20 protein-coding genes are annotated in these 20,917 nt (G+C 34.7%); 9 read left to right on the top strand and 11 right to left on the bottom strand.

What is annotated here, in order from left to right; all coding sequences use genetic code 11:
* Positions 1 to 65 precede the first annotated feature (65 nt).
* From aroC to ZA07_RS01335, 3 genes are read left to right on the top strand one after another with little or no spacing between them, the layout of a single operon-like run.
* On the top strand, positions 66 to 1,127 hold the full coding sequence (gene aroC, locus ZA07_RS01325) for a chorismate synthase (protein WP_053969931.1): 1,062 nt from the start codon (positions 66 to 68) through the stop codon (positions 1,125 to 1,127).
* Positions 1,128 to 1,133: 6 nt separating this feature from the next.
* Positions 1,134 to 2,438 (top strand): dicarboxylate/amino acid:cation symporter, encoded by a 1,305-nt coding sequence (locus ZA07_RS01330; protein ID WP_053969932.1) that lies wholly within the window; start codon positions 1,134 to 1,136, stop codon positions 2,436 to 2,438.
* Between the two features lie 7 nt (positions 2,439 to 2,445).
* Positions 2,446 to 3,270, top strand: coding sequence for a sulfurtransferase (locus tag ZA07_RS01335; protein ID WP_053969933.1), 825 nt, complete (start codon positions 2,446 to 2,448; stop codon positions 3,268 to 3,270).
* Between the two features lie 491 nt (positions 3,271 to 3,761).
* On the opposite strand, the gene ZA07_RS01340 is transcribed toward ZA07_RS01335, so the two are convergent.
* The 3 genes from ZA07_RS01340 to ZA07_RS01350 all read right to left on the bottom strand — a co-directional run bounded on the left by ZA07_RS01340 (position 3,762) and on the right by ZA07_RS01350 (position 8,255).
* The gene (locus ZA07_RS01340) at positions 3,762 to 4,178 is read right to left on the bottom strand and encodes a thiol-disulfide oxidoreductase DCC family protein (RefSeq protein ID WP_053969934.1); all 417 of its coding nucleotides are present in this window, start codon (positions 4,176 to 4,178) and stop codon (positions 3,762 to 3,764) included.
* Positions 4,175 to 6,355 (bottom strand): DNA mismatch repair protein MutS, encoded by a 2,181-nt coding sequence (locus ZA07_RS01345; protein ID WP_053969935.1) that lies wholly within the window; start codon positions 6,353 to 6,355, stop codon positions 4,175 to 4,177. Before ZA07_RS01345 ends, ZA07_RS01340 begins: the two co-directional genes overlap by 4 nt.
* A 403-nt stretch (positions 6,356 to 6,758) precedes the next feature.
* Positions 6,759 to 8,255 (bottom strand): YfcC family protein, encoded by a 1,497-nt coding sequence (locus tag ZA07_RS01350; RefSeq protein ID WP_053969936.1) that lies wholly within the window; start codon positions 8,253 to 8,255, stop codon positions 6,759 to 6,761.
* Between the two features lie 66 nt (positions 8,256 to 8,321).
* Here ZA07_RS01350 and ung point away from each other — a divergent pair, with 66 nt between their 5' ends.
* Positions 8,322 to 8,987, top strand: coding sequence for a uracil-DNA glycosylase (gene ung, locus ZA07_RS01355; RefSeq protein ID WP_053969937.1), 666 nt, complete (start codon positions 8,322 to 8,324; stop codon positions 8,985 to 8,987).
* Between the two features lie 276 nt (positions 8,988 to 9,263).
* On the opposite strand, the gene ZA07_RS01360 is transcribed toward ung, so the two are convergent.
* The 5 genes from ZA07_RS01360 to ZA07_RS01380 are packed head-to-tail and all read right to left on the bottom strand — an operon-like array spanning position 9,264 to position 13,200.
* Complete coding sequence (locus ZA07_RS01360) at positions 9,264 to 10,118, bottom strand: substrate-binding domain-containing protein (protein WP_053969938.1); 855 nt, start codon at positions 10,116 to 10,118, stop codon at positions 9,264 to 9,266.
* Positions 10,105 to 10,983, bottom strand: a complete 879-nt coding sequence (locus ZA07_RS01365; RefSeq protein WP_053969939.1) for a nucleoside phosphorylase — start codon at positions 10,981 to 10,983, stop codon at positions 10,105 to 10,107. The genes ZA07_RS01360 and ZA07_RS01365 overlap by 14 nt, the downstream gene beginning before the upstream one ends.
* The gene (locus tag ZA07_RS01370) at positions 10,973 to 11,911 is read right to left on the bottom strand and encodes a hypothetical protein (protein WP_053969940.1); all 939 of its coding nucleotides are present in this window, start codon (positions 11,909 to 11,911) and stop codon (positions 10,973 to 10,975) included. The genes ZA07_RS01365 and ZA07_RS01370 overlap by 11 nt, the downstream gene beginning before the upstream one ends.
* Before the next feature lie 2 nt (positions 11,912 to 11,913).
* On the bottom strand, positions 11,914 to 12,243 hold the full coding sequence (locus ZA07_RS01375; RefSeq protein WP_053969941.1) for a translation initiation factor: 330 nt from the start codon (positions 12,241 to 12,243) through the stop codon (positions 11,914 to 11,916).
* 6 nt (positions 12,244 to 12,249) lie between these two features.
* Positions 12,250 to 13,200, bottom strand: a complete 951-nt coding sequence (locus ZA07_RS01380; protein WP_053969942.1) for an isopenicillin N synthase family oxygenase — start codon at positions 13,198 to 13,200, stop codon at positions 12,250 to 12,252.
* Between the two features lie 154 nt (positions 13,201 to 13,354).
* Between ZA07_RS01380 and ZA07_RS01385 the strand changes: the two genes are divergently transcribed.
* The 3 genes from ZA07_RS01385 (at position 13,355) to ZA07_RS01395 (ending at position 16,436) form a co-directional block, all read left to right on the top strand.
* Positions 13,355 to 15,331, top strand: a complete 1,977-nt coding sequence (locus ZA07_RS01385) for a thiamine pyrophosphate-dependent enzyme (RefSeq protein WP_053969943.1) — start codon at positions 13,355 to 13,357, stop codon at positions 15,329 to 15,331.
* Positions 15,332 to 15,454: 123 nt separating this feature from the next.
* Positions 15,455 to 15,955, top strand: a complete 501-nt coding sequence (locus ZA07_RS01390; RefSeq protein ID WP_231628610.1) for an Hsp20/alpha crystallin family protein — start codon at positions 15,455 to 15,457, stop codon at positions 15,953 to 15,955.
* Between the two features lie 61 nt (positions 15,956 to 16,016).
* The gene (locus ZA07_RS01395; protein ID WP_053969944.1) at positions 16,017 to 16,436 is read left to right on the top strand and encodes a 3D domain-containing protein; all 420 of its coding nucleotides are present in this window, start codon (positions 16,017 to 16,019) and stop codon (positions 16,434 to 16,436) included.
* A 5-nt stretch (positions 16,437 to 16,441) separates the two neighbouring features.
* Here the strand turns inward: ZA07_RS01395 and ZA07_RS01400 are convergent, their stop codons facing one another.
* Both ZA07_RS01400 and ZA07_RS15970 read right to left on the bottom strand, forming a co-directional pair.
* Positions 16,442 to 17,002 (bottom strand): biopolymer transporter ExbD, encoded by a 561-nt coding sequence (locus ZA07_RS01400; protein WP_053969945.1) that lies wholly within the window; start codon positions 17,000 to 17,002, stop codon positions 16,442 to 16,444.
* Positions 17,003 to 17,101: 99 nt separating this feature from the next.
* Positions 17,102 to 17,239: a hypothetical protein gene (locus tag ZA07_RS15970; protein ID WP_157492018.1), complete on the bottom strand. Its 138-nt coding sequence runs from the start codon at positions 17,237 to 17,239 to the stop codon at positions 17,102 to 17,104.
* Between the two features lie 643 nt (positions 17,240 to 17,882).
* Between ZA07_RS15970 and ZA07_RS01405 the strand changes: the two genes are divergently transcribed.
* The gene (locus tag ZA07_RS01405) at positions 17,883 to 18,599 is read left to right on the top strand and encodes a hypothetical protein (RefSeq protein ID WP_053969946.1); all 717 of its coding nucleotides are present in this window, start codon (positions 17,883 to 17,885) and stop codon (positions 18,597 to 18,599) included.
* On the opposite strand, the gene ZA07_RS01410 is transcribed toward ZA07_RS01405, so the two are convergent.
* Positions 18,596 to 19,162 carry a pseudouridine synthase gene (locus ZA07_RS01410; RefSeq protein WP_053970008.1) on the bottom strand — a complete coding sequence of 189 codons (567 nt, stop codon included), beginning with the start codon at positions 19,160 to 19,162 and terminating at the stop codon, positions 18,596 to 18,598. The two genes, ZA07_RS01405 and ZA07_RS01410, sit on opposite strands and share 4 nt — an antisense overlap.
* 150 nt (positions 19,163 to 19,312) lie before the next feature.
* Here ZA07_RS01410 and ZA07_RS01415 point away from each other — a divergent pair, with 150 nt between their 5' ends.
* Positions 19,313 to 20,875 carry a DEAD/DEAH box helicase gene (locus ZA07_RS01415; RefSeq protein ID WP_053969947.1) on the top strand — a complete coding sequence of 521 codons (1,563 nt, stop codon included), beginning with the start codon at positions 19,313 to 19,315 and terminating at the stop codon, positions 20,873 to 20,875.
* The last annotated feature ends 42 nt before the right edge of the window (positions 20,876 to 20,917 follow it).

Raw genomic sequence — 20,917 nt, forward strand, 5'->3', positions numbered from 1 at the left:
TGTTAGGTATCAGAGTGTTTTTGTAATCTGTAATAATACCGTTACATTAGCAAAAATTAAATTGTATGGCAGGAAATTCCTTTGGAAACGTATTCAGGATTACCACCTTTGGAGAATCACATGGAATCGCAATAGGCGGAATCATAGATGGTTGTCCTCCGGGAATTGAATTGGATTTTGAGGCAATTCAAAAGGAGTTGGACAGACGGAAACCTGGTCAATCTGATATTGTAACGCAAAGAAAAGAACCAGATGCGGTAACATTTTTGTCTGGAATTTTTGAAGGTAAAACGACAGGAACCCCCATTGGATTTTCAATTGAAAACACCAATCAAAAATCTAAGGATTATTCTCACATCAAAGATGTATATAGACCAAGTCATGCCGATTATACCTACGACCAAAAATATGGTTTTAGAGATTATCGTGGTGGAGGCCGCAGTTCTGCTAGAGAAACTGCCAGTAGGGTTGTAGCCGGAGCCATAGCAAAACAAGTCCTCAATCAAGTAAAAATTAATGCCTATACCTCTTCTGTGGGCAACATCTTTCTTGAAAAACCCTATCAAGCTTTAGATTTTTCTAAAATTGAAGACAATCCAGTGAGGTGTCCAGACCCAGAGGTAGCCCAAACAATGATTAATAGGATTAAAGAGGTTCGAAAAGCTGGAGATACCATTGGAGGAACCATTACCTGTGTTCTTCAAAATGTACCTATAGGATTGGGAGAGCCCGTATTTGATAAATTACATGCCGAATTGGGAAAAGCAATGCTTTCAATCAATGCTGTGAAAGGATTTGAATACGGAAGTGGTTTTTGTGGCGCGCAGATGTTAGGTAGTGAGCACAATGACGCATTTAATGTTGATGGCACAACCAAAACCAATTTATCAGGTGGTGTTCAAGGCGGTATCAGTAATGGGATGGACATCTATTTTAGAGTGGCTTTTAAACCAGTAGCGACACTTATCCAGAAACAAGAAACCATAGATAATGAAGGTAACTTAGTAGAAATGCAGGGGAAGGGAAGACACGACCCATGTGTTGTTCCAAGAGCTATCCCCATTGTTGAAGCCATGGCAGCTCTTGTTTTGGCCGATTTCTATTTACAAAACAAAGTTTACAAATAAGATTTTATGAAGAAACTAGCATTGCATTGGCAAATCCTTTTAGGAATGGTATTAGGTGTTGTATTTGCCCTAATCATGACCAATTTTGAATGGGGTAGCCAATTTGTAACCAATTGGATTAAACCCCTTGGAAATATTTTCATTAACCTTTTAAAATTGATTGCTGTTCCGTTAATACTTGCGTCACTTATAAAAGGTGTTTCAGACTTAAAGGATATTTCAAAATTGTCCAAAATGGGAGGTCGAACTATTGTAACCTATATTATTACAACCGTTGTCGCAGTTTCAATTGGGTTAAGCATTGTAAACATCATCCAACCAGGAAAGACCATTACCGAAGAAACGCGTACTGAGCTTACTGAAAGTTACAAAGGTGATGCAGATTCAAAGATTTCTGCAGCCAACGAACAAAAAAATGCGGGCCCTTTAAAAGCTCTGGAAGATTTGGTCCCTAGTAATATTTTTAATGCTGCAAGTGATAATGGCAATATGCTTCAGGTTATTTTCTTTGCAATCTTTTTTGGCATTGGACTTATTCTTATTCCAGAAGAACATTCCAAACCTGTTAAAGCCTTTTTTGATGGCTTTAATGAAGTCATTCTTAAATTAATTGATATTATCATGCTGGGGGCGCCCTATGGCGTTTTTGCCCTCTTGGCTGCCTTAGTTGTAGAGGCTCCAAGTGCCGATTTATTTAAAGCGCTTGCATGGTATGCTTTATGTGTCGTTTTAGGTTTGTTTATCATGTTATGCTTTTACACACTAATTGTATGGATTTTCACCAAAAAAACACCTTCCTTTTTTATAAATGGTATTTCACCCGCTCAACTTTTAGCCTTTTCAACGAGTAGTAGTGCCGCAACCTTACCAGTGACTATGGAAAGGGTGGAAGAACACTTAGGAGTAGAAGAAGAGGTTACCAGTTTTGTGTTGCCCATAGGAGCCACTATTAACATGGATGGAACCAGTTTATATCAAGCTGTAGCTGCTGTATTTATAGCTCAAGCTTTTGGTATGGATTTAAGCTTTAGTGTTCAAATGGGAATTATTGCAACGGCCACTCTTGCATCAATAGGTAGTGCAGCAGTACCGGGGGCTGGTATGGTAATGCTTGTTATTGTTTTGGCTCAAGCAGGAATCCCTGAAGCTGGTTTAGCACTTATATTTGCTGTAGATAGACCGTTAGATATGTGCAGAACCACTGTTAATGTGACTGGTGATGCTGCTGTTTCAATGTTAGTGGCCAAATCAGTTGGAAAACTTGGTGAGCCTCATGAAAAAAAATGGGATGATAATTACAAATCCGAATAGATAGTTTATGCTTCAAGTTTCATCTCCATTAGTTTCAATAAAATGGCTAAAAGAACATTTGAATCATCCTGAATTGGTGATTTTAAATGCTTCCTTAGGGAAACCGCAAACTGATTCTACAAATATCATCTCTGAAATGCAAATTCCTAAAACTCGTTTACTTGACATAAAAACGAGATTTAGTGATAGTACCGCTCCCTTTCCCAATACGTTTCCAAGTTTGGAGCAATTTGTAACCGAAGCAAAATCTTTAGGGATTAGCGATAACAGTTGTATTATTGTTTTTGATGAAAAAGGTATCTATTCAAGTGCCAGAGTCTGGTGGATGTTTAAAGCTTTTGGACATCCTAATGTCGCCGTATTAAATGGTGGATTACCTTCTTGGAAAAAAGCTGGATTTGGGTTGGAACCTTATAAAGATTATACTGGAACCATTGGCGATTTCTCAGCCAAACTCAATCCTTCTTTCATGGCCTTTTTTAAGGATATGGAAGATATGGTTCATAATCAATCGCATACTATTGTAGATGCCCGTTCTGAAAGTCGGTTTCTTGGATTAGAGGAAGAACCAAGGGCTGGGTTACGTGCTGGAAATATTCCTAATTCCATAAATTTACCATTTGAATATCTTTTAGAGAATGGAGAATTTAAATCTAAAGAGGTTCTTAAAAAATTATTTGATACGGTGACCGAACAAGACAAACCCATGGTTTTTAGTTGTGGATCTGGTATTACTGCTTGCATATTAGCTCTTGGGGCAGAAATGATTGGTTACAAAGGATTATCTGTTTATGATGGCTCTTGGACAGAATGGGGAACTTTGGTGAAATAGGAAATGAAAAGCCTCAGAGTATGTCTTGTCTAACAGCACTTCTCAACACTGTAACTCAAATCAAGGGTAGACTTTCAAGATCTGAGAATTGGTTCTATCCTAACTAACGGAAGTTAGGGGCCAATTAACTTATGCTCTAAGGCTTTATTTCAATTCTAATTTACTTTTGAATCTTAAATTTTGAAACCATAATTGAGGGAATTGGACCTTTCAGTTAGGGAAGTGGTAAATTTCATGAGTAATCGTGGTTTATAAATAGAACTTTCAAAACCAGATCATTAATGTATTTCATAGAATTTTTTTGCACAAAATTTTAACAAAACAAATTTTTTGGTCACTTTATCGAAAATTACGCAATATTGTGAGGATGTTTGCTATGTTTGATACCGGTTAGTAAAATAAACTTAGTGCTATAACTACGTATTTTAGTTTTAATTTTTTTGGTAAGTTATTAAGTTTAAAAAGGTCTTGCATATCCCAAGACCTTTTTTTTATTCTATAAATTTGGCTTTTAATTCTGGTGTAGGAATCATACAAGATTCTTTTTTCCCAAACCAAGTGTACCTGTTCTTGGCAATAAAATCATAAACGGTATCCCTTATGAATTTTGGAAGAATGATAAAGCTTGCAAGAATATTTATTGGAAATTTTAGTTTGGATGCTATTTTAAGGGCAGCCGTTGACTTGTAAAATACCCCTTCATTTTTTCTGAATAAAATAATGGAGTCTATTTTTTGAGTATCAATACCAAACTGTTCAATGATACTTTGAGAGAGTTCACTTTGTAAAGGTGTAAACAAAAACGTATTATGTTTGTCGTGCTTAATGATAAACTGTATGGAGCTATCGCAAAGGTTACAAACACCATCAAATAAAATCAACTCTTTATGTTCTGGGATTTCAATCATTTTGCTTTTACGGCCTCAACCAATTCCAATTGTTCCAAACTTACATTGGTCGTGAAAAGTCCATAATTAACAACCGCTTTATTCTTTTCTATTTTATCAATGCTACCAACTGCCCGTCCATCTTCCAATCTAACACGGTCCCCAACCTTTAATTTTGGTCTAGCTTTTGGTTTTGAAGCTTCTACTTGGGCCTTTTTCTTTTCATCTTTTTTCTTTTGTCGGATCACTTCAACTTTCTTTTCAGCCTCTTTTTGAACTTTTTGGGCTTTCGATTTTTCTACTTGAGCCTCTTTCTTTGTTTTCTTTTTACGTTTGGAATTTTCAATTTGAACCAATTTAAACAATTCGTTCATTAAATCTCTTTTCTGCTTGTTGTTGAAATAGGTTTCAGCCAAACCATCTAGCTTTTGACCTAAGTAAATCAAGCGCTGATTTGTATCGTATAACTCTTGGTAGTCCTCCAGTTTTCTCTGAATTCTCTGGTTGGTCTCTTCAAGCTTTTCTGCTTCATTAAGTTTTTTAATTTCATTTTGCTTCAGGGATCGTTCCGTTTTTTCCAATTTAGATCGCTCCTTTTGAAGTTTGGCAATGGTTTGATCAAATCGCACCTTTCCTCGCTCAATCTTTTTCTTGGCTTTATTAATAAGGCTATAGGGGATACCATTCTTTTGAGCCACTTCAAAGGTAAAAGAGCTCCCAGCTTGCCCTATAACTAATTGGTACATGGGTTCTAAGGTCTTTTCGTCAAAAAGCATGTTGGCGTTTTTCATGTGAGGTAACTCATTAGCCAATATTTTTAAATTGGAATAGTGTGTTGTAATAATTCCAAATGCTTCTCTTCCGTAGAATTCTTCTAAAAATGTTTCAGCCAATGCTCCTCCCAATTCAGGATCACTCCCAGTTCCAAATTCATCAATCAAGAAAAGGGTGTTGTCGTTACACTTTTTCAAGAAATAATTCATTTGTTTCAAGCGATAGGAGTAAGTACTCAGATGATTTTCAATAGACTGATTATCGCCAATATCACTCAAAATCCTATCAAAAATACATACAGAGCTTCTTTCATGGACGGGAATAAGCATTCCACTTTGCAACATAACCTGCAAGAGACCAATTGTCTTCAAAGTGATACTTTTTCCTCCTGCATTTGGTCCGGAAATAACAATTATTCGGCTTTCCTGATCTAAATAAATACTCTGTGGATATGTTTTTACATCCTTTTTTTTATTGGTAAGATATAATAGCGGATGATAAGCATCCTTGACATCGTATACTCTTTCTTGGTTTATGGTTGGCAGGACACCATTCATGGATTCTGCATATTTAGCCTTAGCAGATATGACGTCCATTTCAGTTAAAAAAATCTGGTATTGAATTAAAAGCTCTCTGTAAGGTCTAATAAAATTAGTGAGTTCCTTCAAAATTCGAGTAATCTCCTCTTTTTCTTCATACTCTAAATTGTTGAGTTCCCTCGTAAATCGTAACGTATCTTCAGGTTCAATATAAACAATGCTTCCAGTCTTACTTCCTCCCAGTATGGATCCTCTTACCTTTTTTCTATGCATAGCCTTAACAGCCAACACTCTTTTGTTATCAACTACAGTTTCCCTAATATCATCCAAAAGATCTTGGGAGCTATAGTTATTAAGAGCTGTTGTAAAGCTTTGATTGATGCTTCCTTTTACTTTATTGATTTGTTGTCTTAAATCATAAAGTAGGGGTGATGCTGAATTTTTAATATCTCCAAATCGATCAATTACGGCATCTATTTTATTAATAATTGCTTTTGTAACCTCAATTTGAGAAGCCTTGGCATTTAAATGAATATAATATTCATGGAATTTATCTAAGAATACAATGATACTATTGGAAGTAGCTGAAAGGGAACTTATTTTTCTGATACTGCTAACCTCCAGAAAGGAATTTTCAATATTTAATAGCCTAATTTCTTTTGTAATAGGCTCAAATCCATGATTGGGAATACGGTTTTCATTTTCATAGGATGCTAAAAATTCATTGGTCAGATTCAGACTCTCCAAAACAGCTTCTTGAGTTTTTTCTGGAGATATGGCCATACAAGCTTCCCGGCCAAGAGAAGTAATAGCAAAATCACTGACTTGTTCTAGAACTTTATAATATTCTAAATCCTGTAATGTTTTTTTATGGATATGAATCATTGAAATCTTATGTATACAATGATGCAAAAGTAAGACTTAAAGGTATAAAAGTTAACTTTTGGAAACAGTAATCCGTGGATTCTAAACTAGAATTTAAAAAAAGTGCTTTAAAGACCTTAAAAAAGGTTTAGGCATTATCAACAACCAATAAAGGCGGATAACTTTCCTCTTTTTGTTCCCTAATAATAAGGGGAGGATTACTTTTTTTTCTTTTAGTGTTCGTTTTGTTGGAACTAAAGAATAACAATAAAAAATTAATGCCTACTAGCATTAGTAGAGTTAGGGTAATGATTAATAGCATAGCTTATTCTTTTTACAAAGAATATCAAAAGTAGACGATTTAATTTAAAATTGCTAAAGAAAAGTTAAAGAATTGATTTTCATTCTGAAAGCAAATGAATTATTAAAATAGATAAATGGAAGCTATTAACCATAACATAGTGATTATCATTAAAATAAGCAACAGAGGCAAGCAAAATCTCAACCATCTATCAAAACCTACTTTAACAATGGCTAAAGAAGCCAAAATCAATCCTGTCGGATTTATAAATGCAAATAATCCCATGCCATATTGGTAGCAATTTACAATTACTTCTCTTCCAAATCCCACATTATCAGCTAAAGGTGACATGATAGGCATGGTCAATACTGCCATTCCAGATGAACTTGGGATAAAAAATGACAAACCACTATAAATAAACAGCATTACATTAGCAAAAACGCCTTTGTTCATTCCACCAGTAACATTACTGGCATGGTAAAGTAAAGTATCTGAAACTAATCCTTCATCTAATAAAACAGAGACTCCTCGAGCAATTCCTATAATTAAAGCAACTCCCAATAAATCGGAAGCGCCTTTGACAAAGGTTTCAACAAATTCAACCTCCTTCATTTTTGAAATGAAACCAATAATAATGGCTCCAGCTAAGAAAACGGCGGTCATTTCTTCAAACCACCAACCAAATATAGAAACACCTAATATCATAATGATAAAGCAAAGTGCAAAAACAGCCAAAATAAAAAGTAATCTAGGCGTTAGTTTCAAGTCTGAAGTTGATTTGATTGCGAAAAGGGTACTTATTTCTTCCCTTTGATCTGAAATTATAGAAAGTTGGGGATCATTCTTCACCTTTTTGGCATATTTAAGAATATATAGAATGCAAATTGTAGTTCCTATCACCCAAAATATAGCTCTAGGAATGAGTCCTGTTGTCCAACTGATACCCGCAGAATCTGATGCTATAATGGTACTAAAAGGATTGATTGTGGAACACATAGTTCCTATGGAAGTACCTAAATAAATAGCTGCTAGGGGCACCATAGCATCGTATTTTGCGGCTAAAAACATGGGGATTAAAATGGGGTAGAAGGCAATGGTTTCTTCTGCCAATCCAAATGTGGTTCCACCAATCGAAACTAGGGTTGTCACTAAAATTATTAAAACATATTCATGACCTTTCAAAGAGTTCGCCATTTTGCTAATTCCGGCATCAAAAGCCCCTGTCTTATTCATTATGCCTATAAGACCACCTATTATTAGGACTAAAAAAATAATATCTGCACCTTGAATAATACCCTTTACCGGAGCCATTATAAATTCAATAGGTCCTTGAGGATTAGCGGTTACTTCTTTATAAGTTCCAGGAATAGCAATAGGTTTGTAAATATCTCCAGAGGTGAACTTTTCAATAGGAATTTTTACATTTAATTCTTCAAGCGTACTCTGAGAAGCTTCCAATTGGGTGGTTTTAGTTAATCCTATTTGGTTAAAGACACCTTTTTCAGAATCAAAAACCAACGTATCATATTTTCCAGCTGGAATCAACCAAGTTAATAAAGCAGAGAACGCACATATAATCAACAAGATGGTCTGAGCTGTTGGGAATTTAATTTTTTTCAAGGTTGGAGTTTTTAATAAGTTTAAAGATAGTATTAATTTAGTTTCCTAAAATAAGAGGACTTAAAAATGACAGTTCAAATTGAATCCAGCTGGAACGCCTATTTAAATGAAGAATTCGACAAACCTTATTTTAAGGATTTGGTGCGTTTTGTAAAAGACGAATATGCCCATAATACTTGTTTCCCTCCAGGAAATCAAATATTTAATGCTTTTGAATTATGTCCGTTTGATCAAGTAAAAGTGGTAATTATTGGTCAAGATCCTTATCATGGTCCAAATCAAGCCCACGGACTTTGTTTTTCTGTAAATGAAGGAATTGTTCACCCACCATCGCTAATTAATATTTTTAAAGAAATTGAATCCGATTTAGAAGTGCCTTATCCTCAGAGTGGAAATTTAACCAAATGGGCTAATCAAGGTGTTTTATTGTTGAATGCTACTTTAACGGTGCGAGCTCATCAAGCTGGAAGCCATCAAAAGAAAGGTTGGGAGACATTTACCGATGCTGTAATCCAAACAATCAGCAATCACAAAAAAGACGTTGTTTTTTTACTATGGGGTGGATTTGCTAAGAATAAAGCGAAACTAATTGATTCCAAAAAACACCATATTCTAACCTCTGGTCATCCATCTCCTTTAAGTGCCAATAGAGGCTATTGGTTTGGAAATAAACATTTCAGTAAAACTAACTCCCTGTTGGAGCAAGCTGGCTTTGCGCCTTTGGATTGGTAATTTTAGGTTTGGATAGTAATACAGTAGATTGATCTGGTGCTTCAGCAGAAACAATTTCTTTTTTTGTGGTTTTATTACAGCTAACTATGAGAAGTAGAAAGTTAAAAGCAACTAATCCCGTTAAAATCAAAACTATCGTGATCAAAATCCCTGTTATTTAAATAAAATAATGTTTACAAATATAATAGATTCATTGAAAAAAACTAAATTTTTTAGACGTACAATTGATTAATCATTAAAACATTGTCCGTTATTCCTTTAAATTGTATAGAATTATCAAATATTAGTTACAATCTTATCATATTCCAAGGTGTCTTCTATGATGTTTAGTGCCTTAAGTTTTCTTTGCACATTTTCAACAGTTTTTTTATCAATAACACTTTGAGACCACTCGGTTAGGGCTAGCCATTCTCTAACATCCTCAATTTTTTGTTCATATCGGTTTGCTATCATTCTATCAATACTGGGAATATCTTTAAATTCTGAAGTGGTATTGTTTATGATATTTAAAATAGTTTGTACATCCGATTTATTTTCTTCCAAGAATTCATTTCTAACAGCAATAACAAAACAAGGCCAAGGAGTAGGGCATTGTCCTATTCTTCTAAAAACACCTTGGTCTACTATAGGCTTTGTTGTAAACTTCTCCCACATAAAATAATCGGCCGTCTCATTTGTCAAACCCTCAATAGCACCATTCAGATTATCAATAACTTCAAACTGTAAATCGTTTTGAATATCCCATTGATTGTTTTCTGCATTGATATAGGCCATCAAATGCGATCCTGAACCATATCTACTTATTGCAGCTTTAGTGCCTTTCAATTCATCTACTTGATGGAACCTTGAATGACTTGCCACATGAATTCCCCATAACAATGGCGTTTCTACAAAAGTCTGAATGATACTACTGGGATTTCCCTCTACGATATCTTTGATTATACCCTCAGTCAAAATAACAGCTAGGTCCACATCTTTATTTCTCAGGGCTTGACACATATCACCCGTACCTCCGTAGTAATCTTTCCACCTTAGATTAATACCGTTACTTTTATATTCACCATTTTTAAGAGTGAGGTACCAAGCTAAATTGAAATGCTCTGGCACACCACCTATATTAATTGTCTTCATTCACTATTTGATTAAGGGTATATTCAATTAAATTGTTAATTACTTGCCTTGGGTTTTCTGTAAATTCTCCGGTGGCTCGATTAGCGATAATAGCATTTAAAGATACAGCCCTATGACCTAAAAGACGTGCCATTCCATAAATAGCTGCCGTTTCCATTTCCATATTGGTTATTACTAAACCATTATAGTCAAAGGTTGCTAATTTATCATTGAAGGAAGCATCTTGCAATGGTAACCGCAGAACCCTTCCTTGTGGACCATAGAAGCCAACATTAGTTGCCGTAAAACCATCAAAGGTTTTATTTGAAGACAATCTAGTGAACAATTCCCTATGACATTCCACAATGTAAGGTTTCGATTTGTTTTTATCCCAATTTAGATGAGTCATCAAATGCTGAGAAATTTCCGGAAACAAGATATTTTCAGACTGATAAAAATACATCAAACTATCAAAACCCAATCCAAATTCACTGATAACAAAACTATCTACCGGAATATGCTCTTGAAGCGATCCAGAAGTACCAATACGAATGATATCCAAGGACTTTACTTCCTCTTTTACGGTCCTCGTTTTAAAATCAATATTGGCTAATGCGTCCAATTCATTTATAACGATATCAATATTATCAGTTCCTATTCCAGTAGAAATAACGGTAATTCGCTTTCCTTTAAACGTACCTGTTTGAGAATAAAACTCTCTTTTATTGACCTTAAATTCGATGTTGTCAAAATGTTGCGCTACCCGCTCCACACGGTTTGGATCGCCAACTACTATTACCGTATCAGCTAATTGCTCTGGTTTTAAATTGATATGGTAAATGCTTCCGTCTGGATTGAGAATGAGTTCAGACTCTTTAATAGGCATTTATAGGAGTTTTTATAAGTTTATTTTCTTTGGTGCTAAATTGAAAATCCAATCTATTGACACCTCCGTAATCTATATTATTGTTAACTTCAGAAGAAAAATTGGTCTGTCGAAGTAAAGCAACATGTCCTTTTCTATTTAGTTTTATTCTTGTTTCTGTTTCATCAAAAAATATCTTCAAATTTTCTATAATCCGATGAAATTGTAAATCTCCATAACCATAATAACCTTGATAATTTAGAATATAACCCAACAAATGATGTCTTGATTTCACTTCATTGTCTCTAATGATCACTAAAATATTCTCTTCGATAATACTCAAACCGCTTTTTGACTCAGGAAATCTTTGCAGATGTGCTTTAAGACAATTGGTTAAGTATTGAAAATTTGTGTCGTTTTTTATGATATAAGGTTTGAATAAATTGTGATCCTTACCGCAATAGGTTTTCCATAGGGTAGAAGCCACTTCCATATCATTTTCAGTCAATTTGACCTTATTCTTGTAGTGTTTTAAAAGCTGACTGGCATTCAATTCTCCCAAACCTTTCAAATTGTCCTCACCTTCAATACGTCCACTACATACCAAATAAAGGGGTAATTTTATCTTCTTTTGCCTTATCACATTGATGGCTGCTAGCATATTTATGTGGCAGAATAGGTCGTATTCAAACCACAATACAATTTCTGAATAGTTTTCAGTATGCGATAATTTATTGATGTCTTCATGGAACTTATCCTTATCCAATTCCAAATTGTAAAACTTGTTAAAGAAATCACTCCTCAACTCCAAAAACTCCTTAGAATCAATTTTTTCAGTCGTAGGACCTTCACATAGCATTTCATCCCATGTTAAGTAATCTCCTTGTACCTCTAATTCCAATAATTTTTGAGTTAAAACTGAACCATTAGTGATATGTAGTGTTTCCATTGTTATCCCCCAACTCTTTTTACATTAAAACCTTTATCTTTTAAAATCACCATAATTTTATCGCGGTAGTCTCCTTGAATAATAATTTTATCATCCTTAAAACTACCACCCACACTCAAGGCCGTCTTCAATTCTTTAGCTAGCTTTTTAAAATCTTCGGTAGCTCCTGTATAGCCCTCAAGAATGGTAATAGGTTTTCCTTTACGTTTTTCATATTTGCAGATTATGGGGTCATCTTGCATCCAAATATCAGATTCTTGATCTACGGAATCCTCTTGATTTTCGGGCACATGGTCTGGAAACAAATTCTTTAATTGATCTTGTAAATCCATATGTTTTTATTTCTTAATAAGACCTAACTCAATCAAACGTTCAGTTAGAAATTCTCCAGCTGTGATATCCTCAAAACGTTTTGGGTTTTGATCATCTACACAATTATCCAAAACGTCCAATTTCATACTGCTAATAGGGTGCATGAAGAACGGTATGGAATAACGTGATGTTCCCCAAAGTTCTTTAGGAGGGTTTACCACTCTATGAATGGTTGATTTCAACTTGTTGTTGGTGTGTCTTGAAAGCATATCTCCTACATTGATCATCAACTCATCTGGTTGTGCGATGGCGTCTATCCATTCACCTTTATGGTTTTGTACCTGAAGCCCTTTCCCTTGAGCACCCATTAACAAAGTGATTAAATTGATATCACCATGTGCCGCAGCGCGAACAGCCTCTTTAGGTTCTTCTTTAATAGGAGGGTAATGAATAGGTCTTAAAATAGAATTTCCGTTTTTAATGAAATCATCAAAATAGGTTTCTTCTAAACCTAAATGTAAAGCTAAAGCCCGAAGCACATATTTAGCCGTTTCCTCCAACTTTTTATAGGTTCTTTTACCCACTTCATTAAACTCCGGAAGCTCTTCAACCAAAACGTTTTTTGGATATTCCTTCTCTAATTCCGGATTGTCTTCTACATATTGACCAAAGTGCCAAAACTCCTTTAAATCGCCTTCTTTTTTACCCTTCGCACTTTCTTTTCCAAAAGAGACGTAGCCTCTTTGACCTCCAATTCCTGGAATTTCATACTTCTGTTTAGTTTCAACCGGGAGGTCAAAAAAGGATTTGATTTGTTTATATAAATCATCAACCAAATCGTCATCGAGAAAATGCCCTTTCAAGGCCACAAAACCTATTTCTTCATAAGCTTTACCAATTTCATCAACAAATTTTTGTTTTCGCTCAGGGTCGCCAGATGTAAAATCCTTAAGATTTACACTAGGTATGTTATTCATATTGAAAAATTTAAGTCTGTCTCTTACAAATGTACGAAAACATTAGTAAGAATGGAATTCTATTTTGGCTCCAAGGGTCATATTTTAAAGACTCATTTTATATATATTTGAGAAATGAATTTTTATGATTTCAAACCCGTCTTCCTTATCAAATATGCAGTATCAAACTGATCAAATAGACCAAACCACCTTATTACATCTTTACAAAAACATGTTGAAACCTCGATTAATAGAGGAAAAGATGTTGGTTTTACTTCGTCAAGGTAAAATTTCAAAATGGTTCTCTGGAATAGGGCAAGAAGCCATATCTGTAGGGGTAACTATGGCAATGAAAGATGAGGAATATATTCTTCCTATGCACCGAAATTTAGGGATTTTTACGACTAGAAACGTTCCTTTATTTAGGCTTTTTTGTCAATGGCAAGGAAAAATGAGTGGCTTCACCAAGGGCAGGGATCGTTCATTTCATTTTGGAACTCAAGAATACAAACTGATTGGTATGATTTCCCATTTAGGACCACAATTGGGTGTTGCCGATGGTATTGCTTTAGCTAGCAAGCTAAAAAACCGTCAAGAAGTAACAGCAGTTTTTACAGGAGAGGGAGGAACAAGTGAAGGAGATTTTCATGAAGCCTTGAATGTGGCTTCTGTGTGGCAATTGCCCGTGTTATTTTGTATAGAAAATAACGGTTATGGTTTATCAACCCCAACTTTAGAGCAGTATTTTTGCGAAAATTTGGCAGATAGAGGACTGGGTTATGGTATGGAATCCCATATTATTGATGGGAATAACATCGTTGAAGTGTACCAAAAAATTTCTGAAATAACAGAAAGTATGCGTCAAAACCCAAGACCCATTTTGATTGAATTCAAAACCTTTAGAATGCGTGGTCATGAGGAGGCAAGTGGAACCAAATATGTGCCTCAAGATTTGATGGATTTTTGGGAACAAAAAGATCCGCTAAATAATTTCAAGTCATTTTTAATAGAACAGGGCATACTTATGGAAACTGATGATGACGTCTTTAGGTCTAAAATAAAAGCCGAAATAGATACAGCCCTAGACATGGCTTTTACTGAAGATGCTATTGTACCCGACATGGAAACCGAACTAAGGGACGTTTATCATCCATTTGAATACGAACATGTAGACCATAAAGAAAAAACGGAGGAATTACGATTCATAGATGCCATTTCAACTGGCTTGAAACAGTCTATGGAAAAACATACGGATCTGGTCGTAATGGGGCAAGATATTGCTGATTATGGTGGCGTCTTTAAAATTACTGAAGGATTTGTAGAGGCTTTTGGGAAAGATCGTGTAAGAAACACCCCTATTTGTGAATCCTCCATAATTGAGGTAGGAATGGGCCTATCTATTGCCAATATCAAATCTGTGGTGGAAATGCAATTTGCAGATTTTGTGAGTTCTGGTTTTAACCCGATTGTAAATTATCTTGCTAAGGTGCATTACCGCTGGAACCAAAAGGCGGACGTGGTCGTCCGAATGCCCTGTGGAGCAGGAGTGGCAGCAGGCCCTTTTCATTCCCAAACAAACGAAGCATGGTTTACAAAAACGCCAGGTTTAAAAGTGGTTTATCCTGCTTTTCCCTATGATGCCAAAGGGCTTTTAGCAACAGCTATTAATGACCCAAATCCTGTGCTATTCTTTGAACATAAAGCATTATATAGAACCGTAAGACAAGATGTCCCAACGGATTATTATACATTGCCATTTGGAAAAGCGGCCCTGTTACAAGAAGGTCAAGAAATTACTATTATATCTTATGGAGCTGGCGTGCATTGGGCTATTTCTGTATTAGAAAAACACCCAAACATTCAGGCCGACTTAATTGATTTAAGAACCTTACAACCCTTAGATTCGGAAACCATATTAACATCTGTCAAAAAAACTGGAAAAGCTATCATTTTACAAGAAGATTCTTTATTTGGAGGTATTGCTTCAGATCTTTCTGCTATGATAATGGAACAATGTTTTGAATATTTGGATGCCCCGGTAAAAAGAGTAGCAAGTATGGAAACACCGATTCCTTTTATAGGACAGCTTGAAGAACAGTATTTACCAAAATCCAGATTTGAAATTGAGCTATTGGAACTTCTGAAATATTGACGTTATGACATACTAATCAAAGCTTTAAACTGAAAAATTGTCTTAAAATATAGTCGAAAAACTGACATTTTGGTATTGGTATTTTTTTTGTGTGGTGTTATTTGAATTTAATCTTTAAACATTATGTATAACACAAATAAAATCATTATGAGTAATTTGATTCCAACAAAAAGAAACGGTTTAAGAACCTCTCAGAGAGAGCAAGGAACCTTACCAAGTTTATCTTCTTGGATTGATGACATTTTCAACAGAGACTTTGGATCAGATTTCTTAGCCAATTTCAACACAGGCATGACTTTACCTTCTGTAAACATTAAGGAAAATAAAGATGCCTATGTGGTAGAAATGGCAGTACCTGGATTCAATAAATCTGATTTTGAAGTGAATGTGGACAACGAATTATTAACCATTTCCGCTGAAACTAAAACAGAAAAAAATGAAGAAGAAGAAAACTATACCAGACGTGAATTTGGTTATTCTTCTTTTAAAAGATCTTTCACTTTACCAGATTCTGCAGATGCTGAAAAAATCAATGCAGAATATGTGGATGGACTTCTTAAAGTTCAAATTGCGAAACGCGAAGAGGCCAAACGCAAACCCGCTAAAAAAATTGAAATTTCTTAATTTGATTGATTAATGAATTTTAAAAAGAGCGCCATAAGCGCTCTTTTTTTTATATTAGTCCATGCGATTTTCCCTTTATGTCCTTTTAGGATGTTTTTTTCTTTTTGCATGTAACCCTTCTAATAAAAAGGAGGAGAAAGAATTTATTAAGTTCTGTGTTACGGCAACTGCCTATAATTCTTTAGAGTATCAAACTTCACCCAATCCACATATAACTGCTTTTGGTGATAGCTTAATCCCCGGAAAAAAATACATTGCTGTTTCTAGAGATTTATTAAAATTTGGTCTTAATCACAACACTCCAGTACAAATTGAAGGCTTGGAGGGTATTTATTTGGTAAAGGATAAAATGCACTACAGAAAACGGAACCAAATAGATATTTATATGGGCACCGATGTGAAAGCGGCTTTGAAATGGGGGAGGCGTAAGGTTAATATTTCATATCCATGGGTTAAGGATTCTGTAGCCATCTTAAATTAAAAGGATTATTTAGATATTTCAGCTTCAGAAACTACGAAAGGATAGGCTTCTTTAGCTAACGCGATATCCTGATTACTTAATATTTCTGGTGATTTCTTCAAAATATTACGTACAAAATTCTCCCTGAGCTCTAAATAGGCTTTGGTTAATTCATCCTGTACTGCCACGTAAAATTGATATGATGTTTCTCGGTCATTTTTTAATGAAATCACAGCTTTATTGGGATTGTCTGAAGATGAAACAGATTGAATACCTTGGCAATAATTACAACTCCCATCACCATTGTTATCTACAAAGAGCTTGATTTTGTTTTTTATTTCAGAAATGGAAACCAATTCGTCATTGACCATTAATTGATTTTGGCTGTTAATTGAGATTCTCAAGATATTTCGCTCATTTATATCAGATGAACAATTCACTCCGGGGGGACAATCTCTGGGTAATTTTCTGCTAATACCTGCGTCATTACTCATGGTAGTAGTCACCAGAAAAAAGATGAGTAATAAAAAGGCAATGTCTGCCATGGACCCTGCATTTACTTCTGTAGATTTTCTTGTACGTCTCATAATGTAGTTTTTTAAGATTTAAAATCGAAATACAAGAACAATACCATAAATGAAAAAAGTCGGCAATTGCCGACTTTTATACAAACTAACTAATTCAAATTAATGTGCTAACCTATTAATTCCTGTCCATAAAGTTTCATGATCACTATCCCACTTGTGGTAGTTTCTCCACTTGTCTTTAGATAGCTCCTTCATTCTAAAAAAGGAATCTCTTGATGTTTTAATAATAGCTTTCATGATACTTATTTTTTTGATTGATGATTGATGTTGTTTTTGATTGATTTTTTTTCAGCAGTTGGTATGCCAACTATCTGTAGCGTCTTTTACAATTCCAATTGTAACCTTTTCTGTCACTAAAAGAATTTGAAATTTGATTATTGTCTAAAGTTCTCATGATGATGTTTTTTGATTGATGATTGATTGTCTAAGTTCTTACAGTTTATCTGTAACGTCTTTTACTGTTCCAATTGTAACTTTTTGTGTTACCTAATGTGTTCGAAATTTGATTGTTGTCTAAAGTTCTCATGACTATGTTTTTTTGATTGATGAATGATTGTCTAAGTTCTTACAGTTTATCTGTAACGTCTTTTGCTGTTCCAATTAAAACTTTTAGTAATACCTAATGTGTTTGAAATCTGATTGTTGTCTAAAGTTCTCATGATAATTATTTTTTGATTGATTGTTTATTAGATAGACGAGGAAAAAAAAGATTTGTTACAGTACTGTGCATTACAAAGTAGTGATTTAACAAATTTTAACATTTTATTACGTAAGTTTACAATCCTTATATAGGCAATAAATACATAAAATTTCATTAAAAAGTTGTTTGGTTATATTATAGGTACGATTTTTGAACTTTCCGTTGGGATAACAATAAACAATGAAACACCTCTTTCTACTTTTATTCAGCCTTGTGTCCATTTCCATATATTCTCAAATAGATGGATCGGAAACTAATGCTACGGTTATTCCTGCTGAAGAAAATGCCAATGGGCAAGAAAATAAGGTTATTGAAAATAAACCCATTGAGAATAAAGGTCTTTTAAATTCCAAAGTTGGTATTAATGGATTATCTGTTCCTGAGCAGAATACAAATGCTGACTTTAACACCAAAAAGGAGTTTTCCATGTTGGGAGGTGAGAAGTTTGGAGATCCTGGAGAGCTATATAAAGGAAAGGTTGACCAACATTTAAAAAATGTAAGGCAGCAGTATGATGAAGAACGTTTCTTTTCGCGTGTGGAGCGTGGTGGTTCCAAAACAGATCAATTTTTAGGTGAATTCCGAACCAAAGCCAAAAGTGTCAATGTAGTTTATCGCGACCATGCTGATCCTGACGGCGATAGAGTGAGGGTTGTAATAAATGGTGAAGTTGTTAAATATGATGTTACTTTAACTACTTCTTTCTCAGGTTTTATCTATAATTTGGAAGATGGCGTCAATCAAATTGACTTTATCGCTCTTAATATGGGTGAAGCAGGTCCTAATACTGCCGAGTTGGTAGTTATGGATGAAGAAGGCAATATTATTGCATCAAGTAGCTGGAATTTAGCAACAGGAGTCAAAGCTAGCATTTTTATTATTAGAGAGCCTTTTTAATAGGATTTCACACCTAGCTCTTCAACTTGACCAGGTAGTAATCCTTCAAAAGTATATTCTCCAATTCGATATCTAACTAAACGTAATGTAGGAAATCCTACGGCAGCTGTCATTTTTCTAACTTGTCTAAATTTACCTTCTGTAATGGTTATTGAAATCCAAGAGGTTGGTCCATGTTTGTCATCCCTAACAAATCGTTCTGGAATATGACTAATGTCTTTTAAAAAATCTACTTGGCAAGATTTTGTTTGATAAGATTCCTTACCAACTGTAATGGGAACTCCTTGTTTCAAATTTTCTATGGCTTCTGAGGTAATTAGACCATCTACCATCACGTGGTATTCCTTTTCTATGGCACTACTTCTTATAAATTCACTATATTTTCCATCGGTTGTTAAAAGTAATAGACCCTCAGATTTTTCATCCAGTCTACCAATAGCCATCAGGTTTTCAGGAAACGCTCCCAAGCTCCCTAATAGCTTCTTATTTCGCCTTTTAGTCTGATTATTAATAAATTGACTTAAGTATCCGTAAGGCTTATATATCTTATAGTAATGTTGCAAACCATATAATTTAGAAAACAATACGCAAATTTAAAAGGATTTTTTTAAGCGTTTATCAACTGTAAACTGTTAAAAAAATAAGCTAATATTTTAGGGCCAATACCTTGTATAACCTTAGAAACACGTTATTTTTGCACATTAGCTTTTTTTATGACCAATATTAAGATAGATACACAAGAATTAGAAGATAGAAGAGTAGGTAAGGACTTATATAGTTACCAAAGAGGAGCCATTAATAAAATTTTTAAATGTTTTGAAGAAGCTCCTGAAGATTACCATTTGCTTTACCAATTGCCAACCGGAGGTGGAAAAACGGTTATATTCTCTGAAATTGTACGTCAATACTTAAAACATCATAAAAAGAAAGTTTTAGTCATGACGCATCGTATTGAGCTTTGTAAACAAACTTCCAATATGTTGCAAGAGTTTGGGGTGGTCAATAAAGTGGTTAGTAGTAAAGCTAATTTAGATGATCAATCTCAATATAGTTGTTTTGTGGCTATGGTTGAAACCCTGAACAATAGACTGCATGATGGCAAACTAGATATATCAGATATAGGGTTAGTCATCATTGATGAAGCCCATTATAACTCTTTCACCAAATTATTCAAGTTTTTTGAAAAATGCTTTATCCTTGGTGTGACTGCAACCCCATTAAGTAGTAACATCAAATTACCTATGAAGGATAATTACGATGAGCTAATTGTAGGGGAGAGCATTGAGTCGTTAATCAAAAATGAGTTCTTAGCACGTGCCGAGATTTTTTCATACAATGTTGGACTAACATCTTTAGTAGTTGGTGCCAATGGGGACTATACGGTTAAGTCTTCAGAAGACTTGTATACCAACAACGATATGTTGTCAAAATTGATGCAGGCCTATGAAGAGCGTTGTAAAGGCAAAAAAACCTTAATCTTCAATAATGGTATTAATACCTCGTTGCATGTCTACGACACCTTTAGAAGAGCTGGGTATCCAGTCGCTCATTTAGACAATACTAATACCAAAAAAGAAAGAAAGCGCATTCTTAAATGGTTTAGAGATACTCCAGATGCGATTCTAACTTCTGTTAGTATCTTAACTACAGGATTTGATGAACCTACTGTAGATAATATCATTTTAAATAGAGCAACCAAATCCTTGACTCTTTATTATCAAATGATTGGTCGTGGATCACGTATTCTGAAAAATAAAACTAAATTTTCGGTAATTGACCTTGGTAATAACTTCCATCGTTTTGGTCCGTGGGGTGCAGAGTTGGATTGGCAACGCATATTTAAATCGCCAAACTTCTATTTAGATAATATTTTAAGTGATGAGGATATTGAAAACAACTTTAGATATGAAATGCCAGAAGATTTACGTGCTGAATTCGGCAATTCAAATAATGTTTATTTCAACATTAGAGAAGCCTATACCAGTGCTGTAAGAAGTGGCGAATCCTCCAAAAAAGTATTAGAGCGTTCGATAGAACATCATGCCAAAATCTGTATTGAAAATAGTGAAGATTTATATGATGCATTAGATCTAGCTAAAAAACTAGGGGATGATATTGATTACAGAATCCACCAATACACCAAATGTATTAGTAAAAGCACTTTTAACTTTGTAGAATGGCTAAAGGATGACTACCGTAAAAAACTGCGTACTTTCCTGAGAGTAAATTTTGATGAAGTATTTGAAGAAATTCATGGCCGACCTGCTGCTAGCTAGCTGAAATTAAAGGTTTAGAATTGATTACGGGTATGTAGTTTG

Origin of the sequence: Mangrovimonas sp. ST2L15, from assembly GCF_001280515.1 — a bacterium.
Lineage (GTDB): Bacteria > Bacteroidota > Bacteroidia > Flavobacteriales > Flavobacteriaceae > Mangrovimonas > Mangrovimonas futianensis.

Bases quoted from the DNA above. Each gene is read 5' to 3' on its own strand.
- aroC (WP_053969931.1), top strand. From the start codon at position 66: ATGGCAGGAAATTCCTTTGGAAACGTATTCAGGATTACCACCTTTGGA.
- ZA07_RS01370 (WP_053969940.1), bottom strand. From the start codon at position 11,911: ATGGAAACACTACATATCACTAATGGTTCAGTTTTAACTCAAAAATTA.
- ZA07_RS01360 (WP_053969938.1), bottom strand. From the start codon at position 10,118: ATGAAGACAATTAATATAGGTGGTGTGCCAGAGCATTTCAATTTAGCT.
- ZA07_RS01395 (WP_053969944.1), top strand. From the start codon at position 16,017: ATGCGATTTTCCCTTTATGTCCTTTTAGGATGTTTTTTTCTTTTTGCA.
- ZA07_RS01380 (WP_053969942.1), bottom strand. From the start codon at position 13,200: ATGAATAACATACCTAGTGTAAATCTTAAGGATTTTACATCTGGCGAC.
- ung (WP_053969937.1), top strand. From the start codon at position 8,322: ATGACAGTTCAAATTGAATCCAGCTGGAACGCCTATTTAAATGAAGAA.
- ZA07_RS01345 (WP_053969935.1), bottom strand. From the start codon at position 6,355: ATGATTCATATCCATAAAAAAACATTACAGGATTTAGAATATTATAAA.
- ZA07_RS01415 (WP_053969947.1), top strand. From the start codon at position 19,313: ATGACCAATATTAAGATAGATACACAAGAATTAGAAGATAGAAGAGTA.
- ZA07_RS01400 (WP_053969945.1), bottom strand. From the start codon at position 17,002: ATGAGACGTACAAGAAAATCTACAGAAGTAAATGCAGGGTCCATGGCA.
- ZA07_RS01385 (WP_053969943.1), top strand. From the start codon at position 13,355: ATGCAGTATCAAACTGATCAAATAGACCAAACCACCTTATTACATCTT.
- ZA07_RS01390 (WP_231628610.1), top strand. From the start codon at position 15,455: ATGTATAACACAAATAAAATCATTATGAGTAATTTGATTCCAACAAAA.
- ZA07_RS01365 (WP_053969939.1), bottom strand. From the start codon at position 10,983: ATGCCTATTAAAGAGTCTGAACTCATTCTCAATCCAGACGGAAGCATT.
- ZA07_RS01340 (WP_053969934.1), bottom strand. From the start codon at position 4,178: ATGATTGAAATCCCAGAACATAAAGAGTTGATTTTATTTGATGGTGTT.
- ZA07_RS01335 (WP_053969933.1), top strand. From the start codon at position 2,446: ATGCTTCAAGTTTCATCTCCATTAGTTTCAATAAAATGGCTAAAAGAA.
- ZA07_RS01330 (WP_053969932.1), top strand. From the start codon at position 1,134: ATGAAGAAACTAGCATTGCATTGGCAAATCCTTTTAGGAATGGTATTA.
- ZA07_RS01405 (WP_053969946.1), top strand. From the start codon at position 17,883: ATGAAACACCTCTTTCTACTTTTATTCAGCCTTGTGTCCATTTCCATA.
- ZA07_RS15970 (WP_157492018.1), bottom strand. From the start codon at position 17,239: ATGAAAGCTATTATTAAAACATCAAGAGATTCCTTTTTTAGAATGAAG.
- ZA07_RS01375 (WP_053969941.1), bottom strand. From the start codon at position 12,243: ATGGATTTACAAGATCAATTAAAGAATTTGTTTCCAGACCATGTGCCC.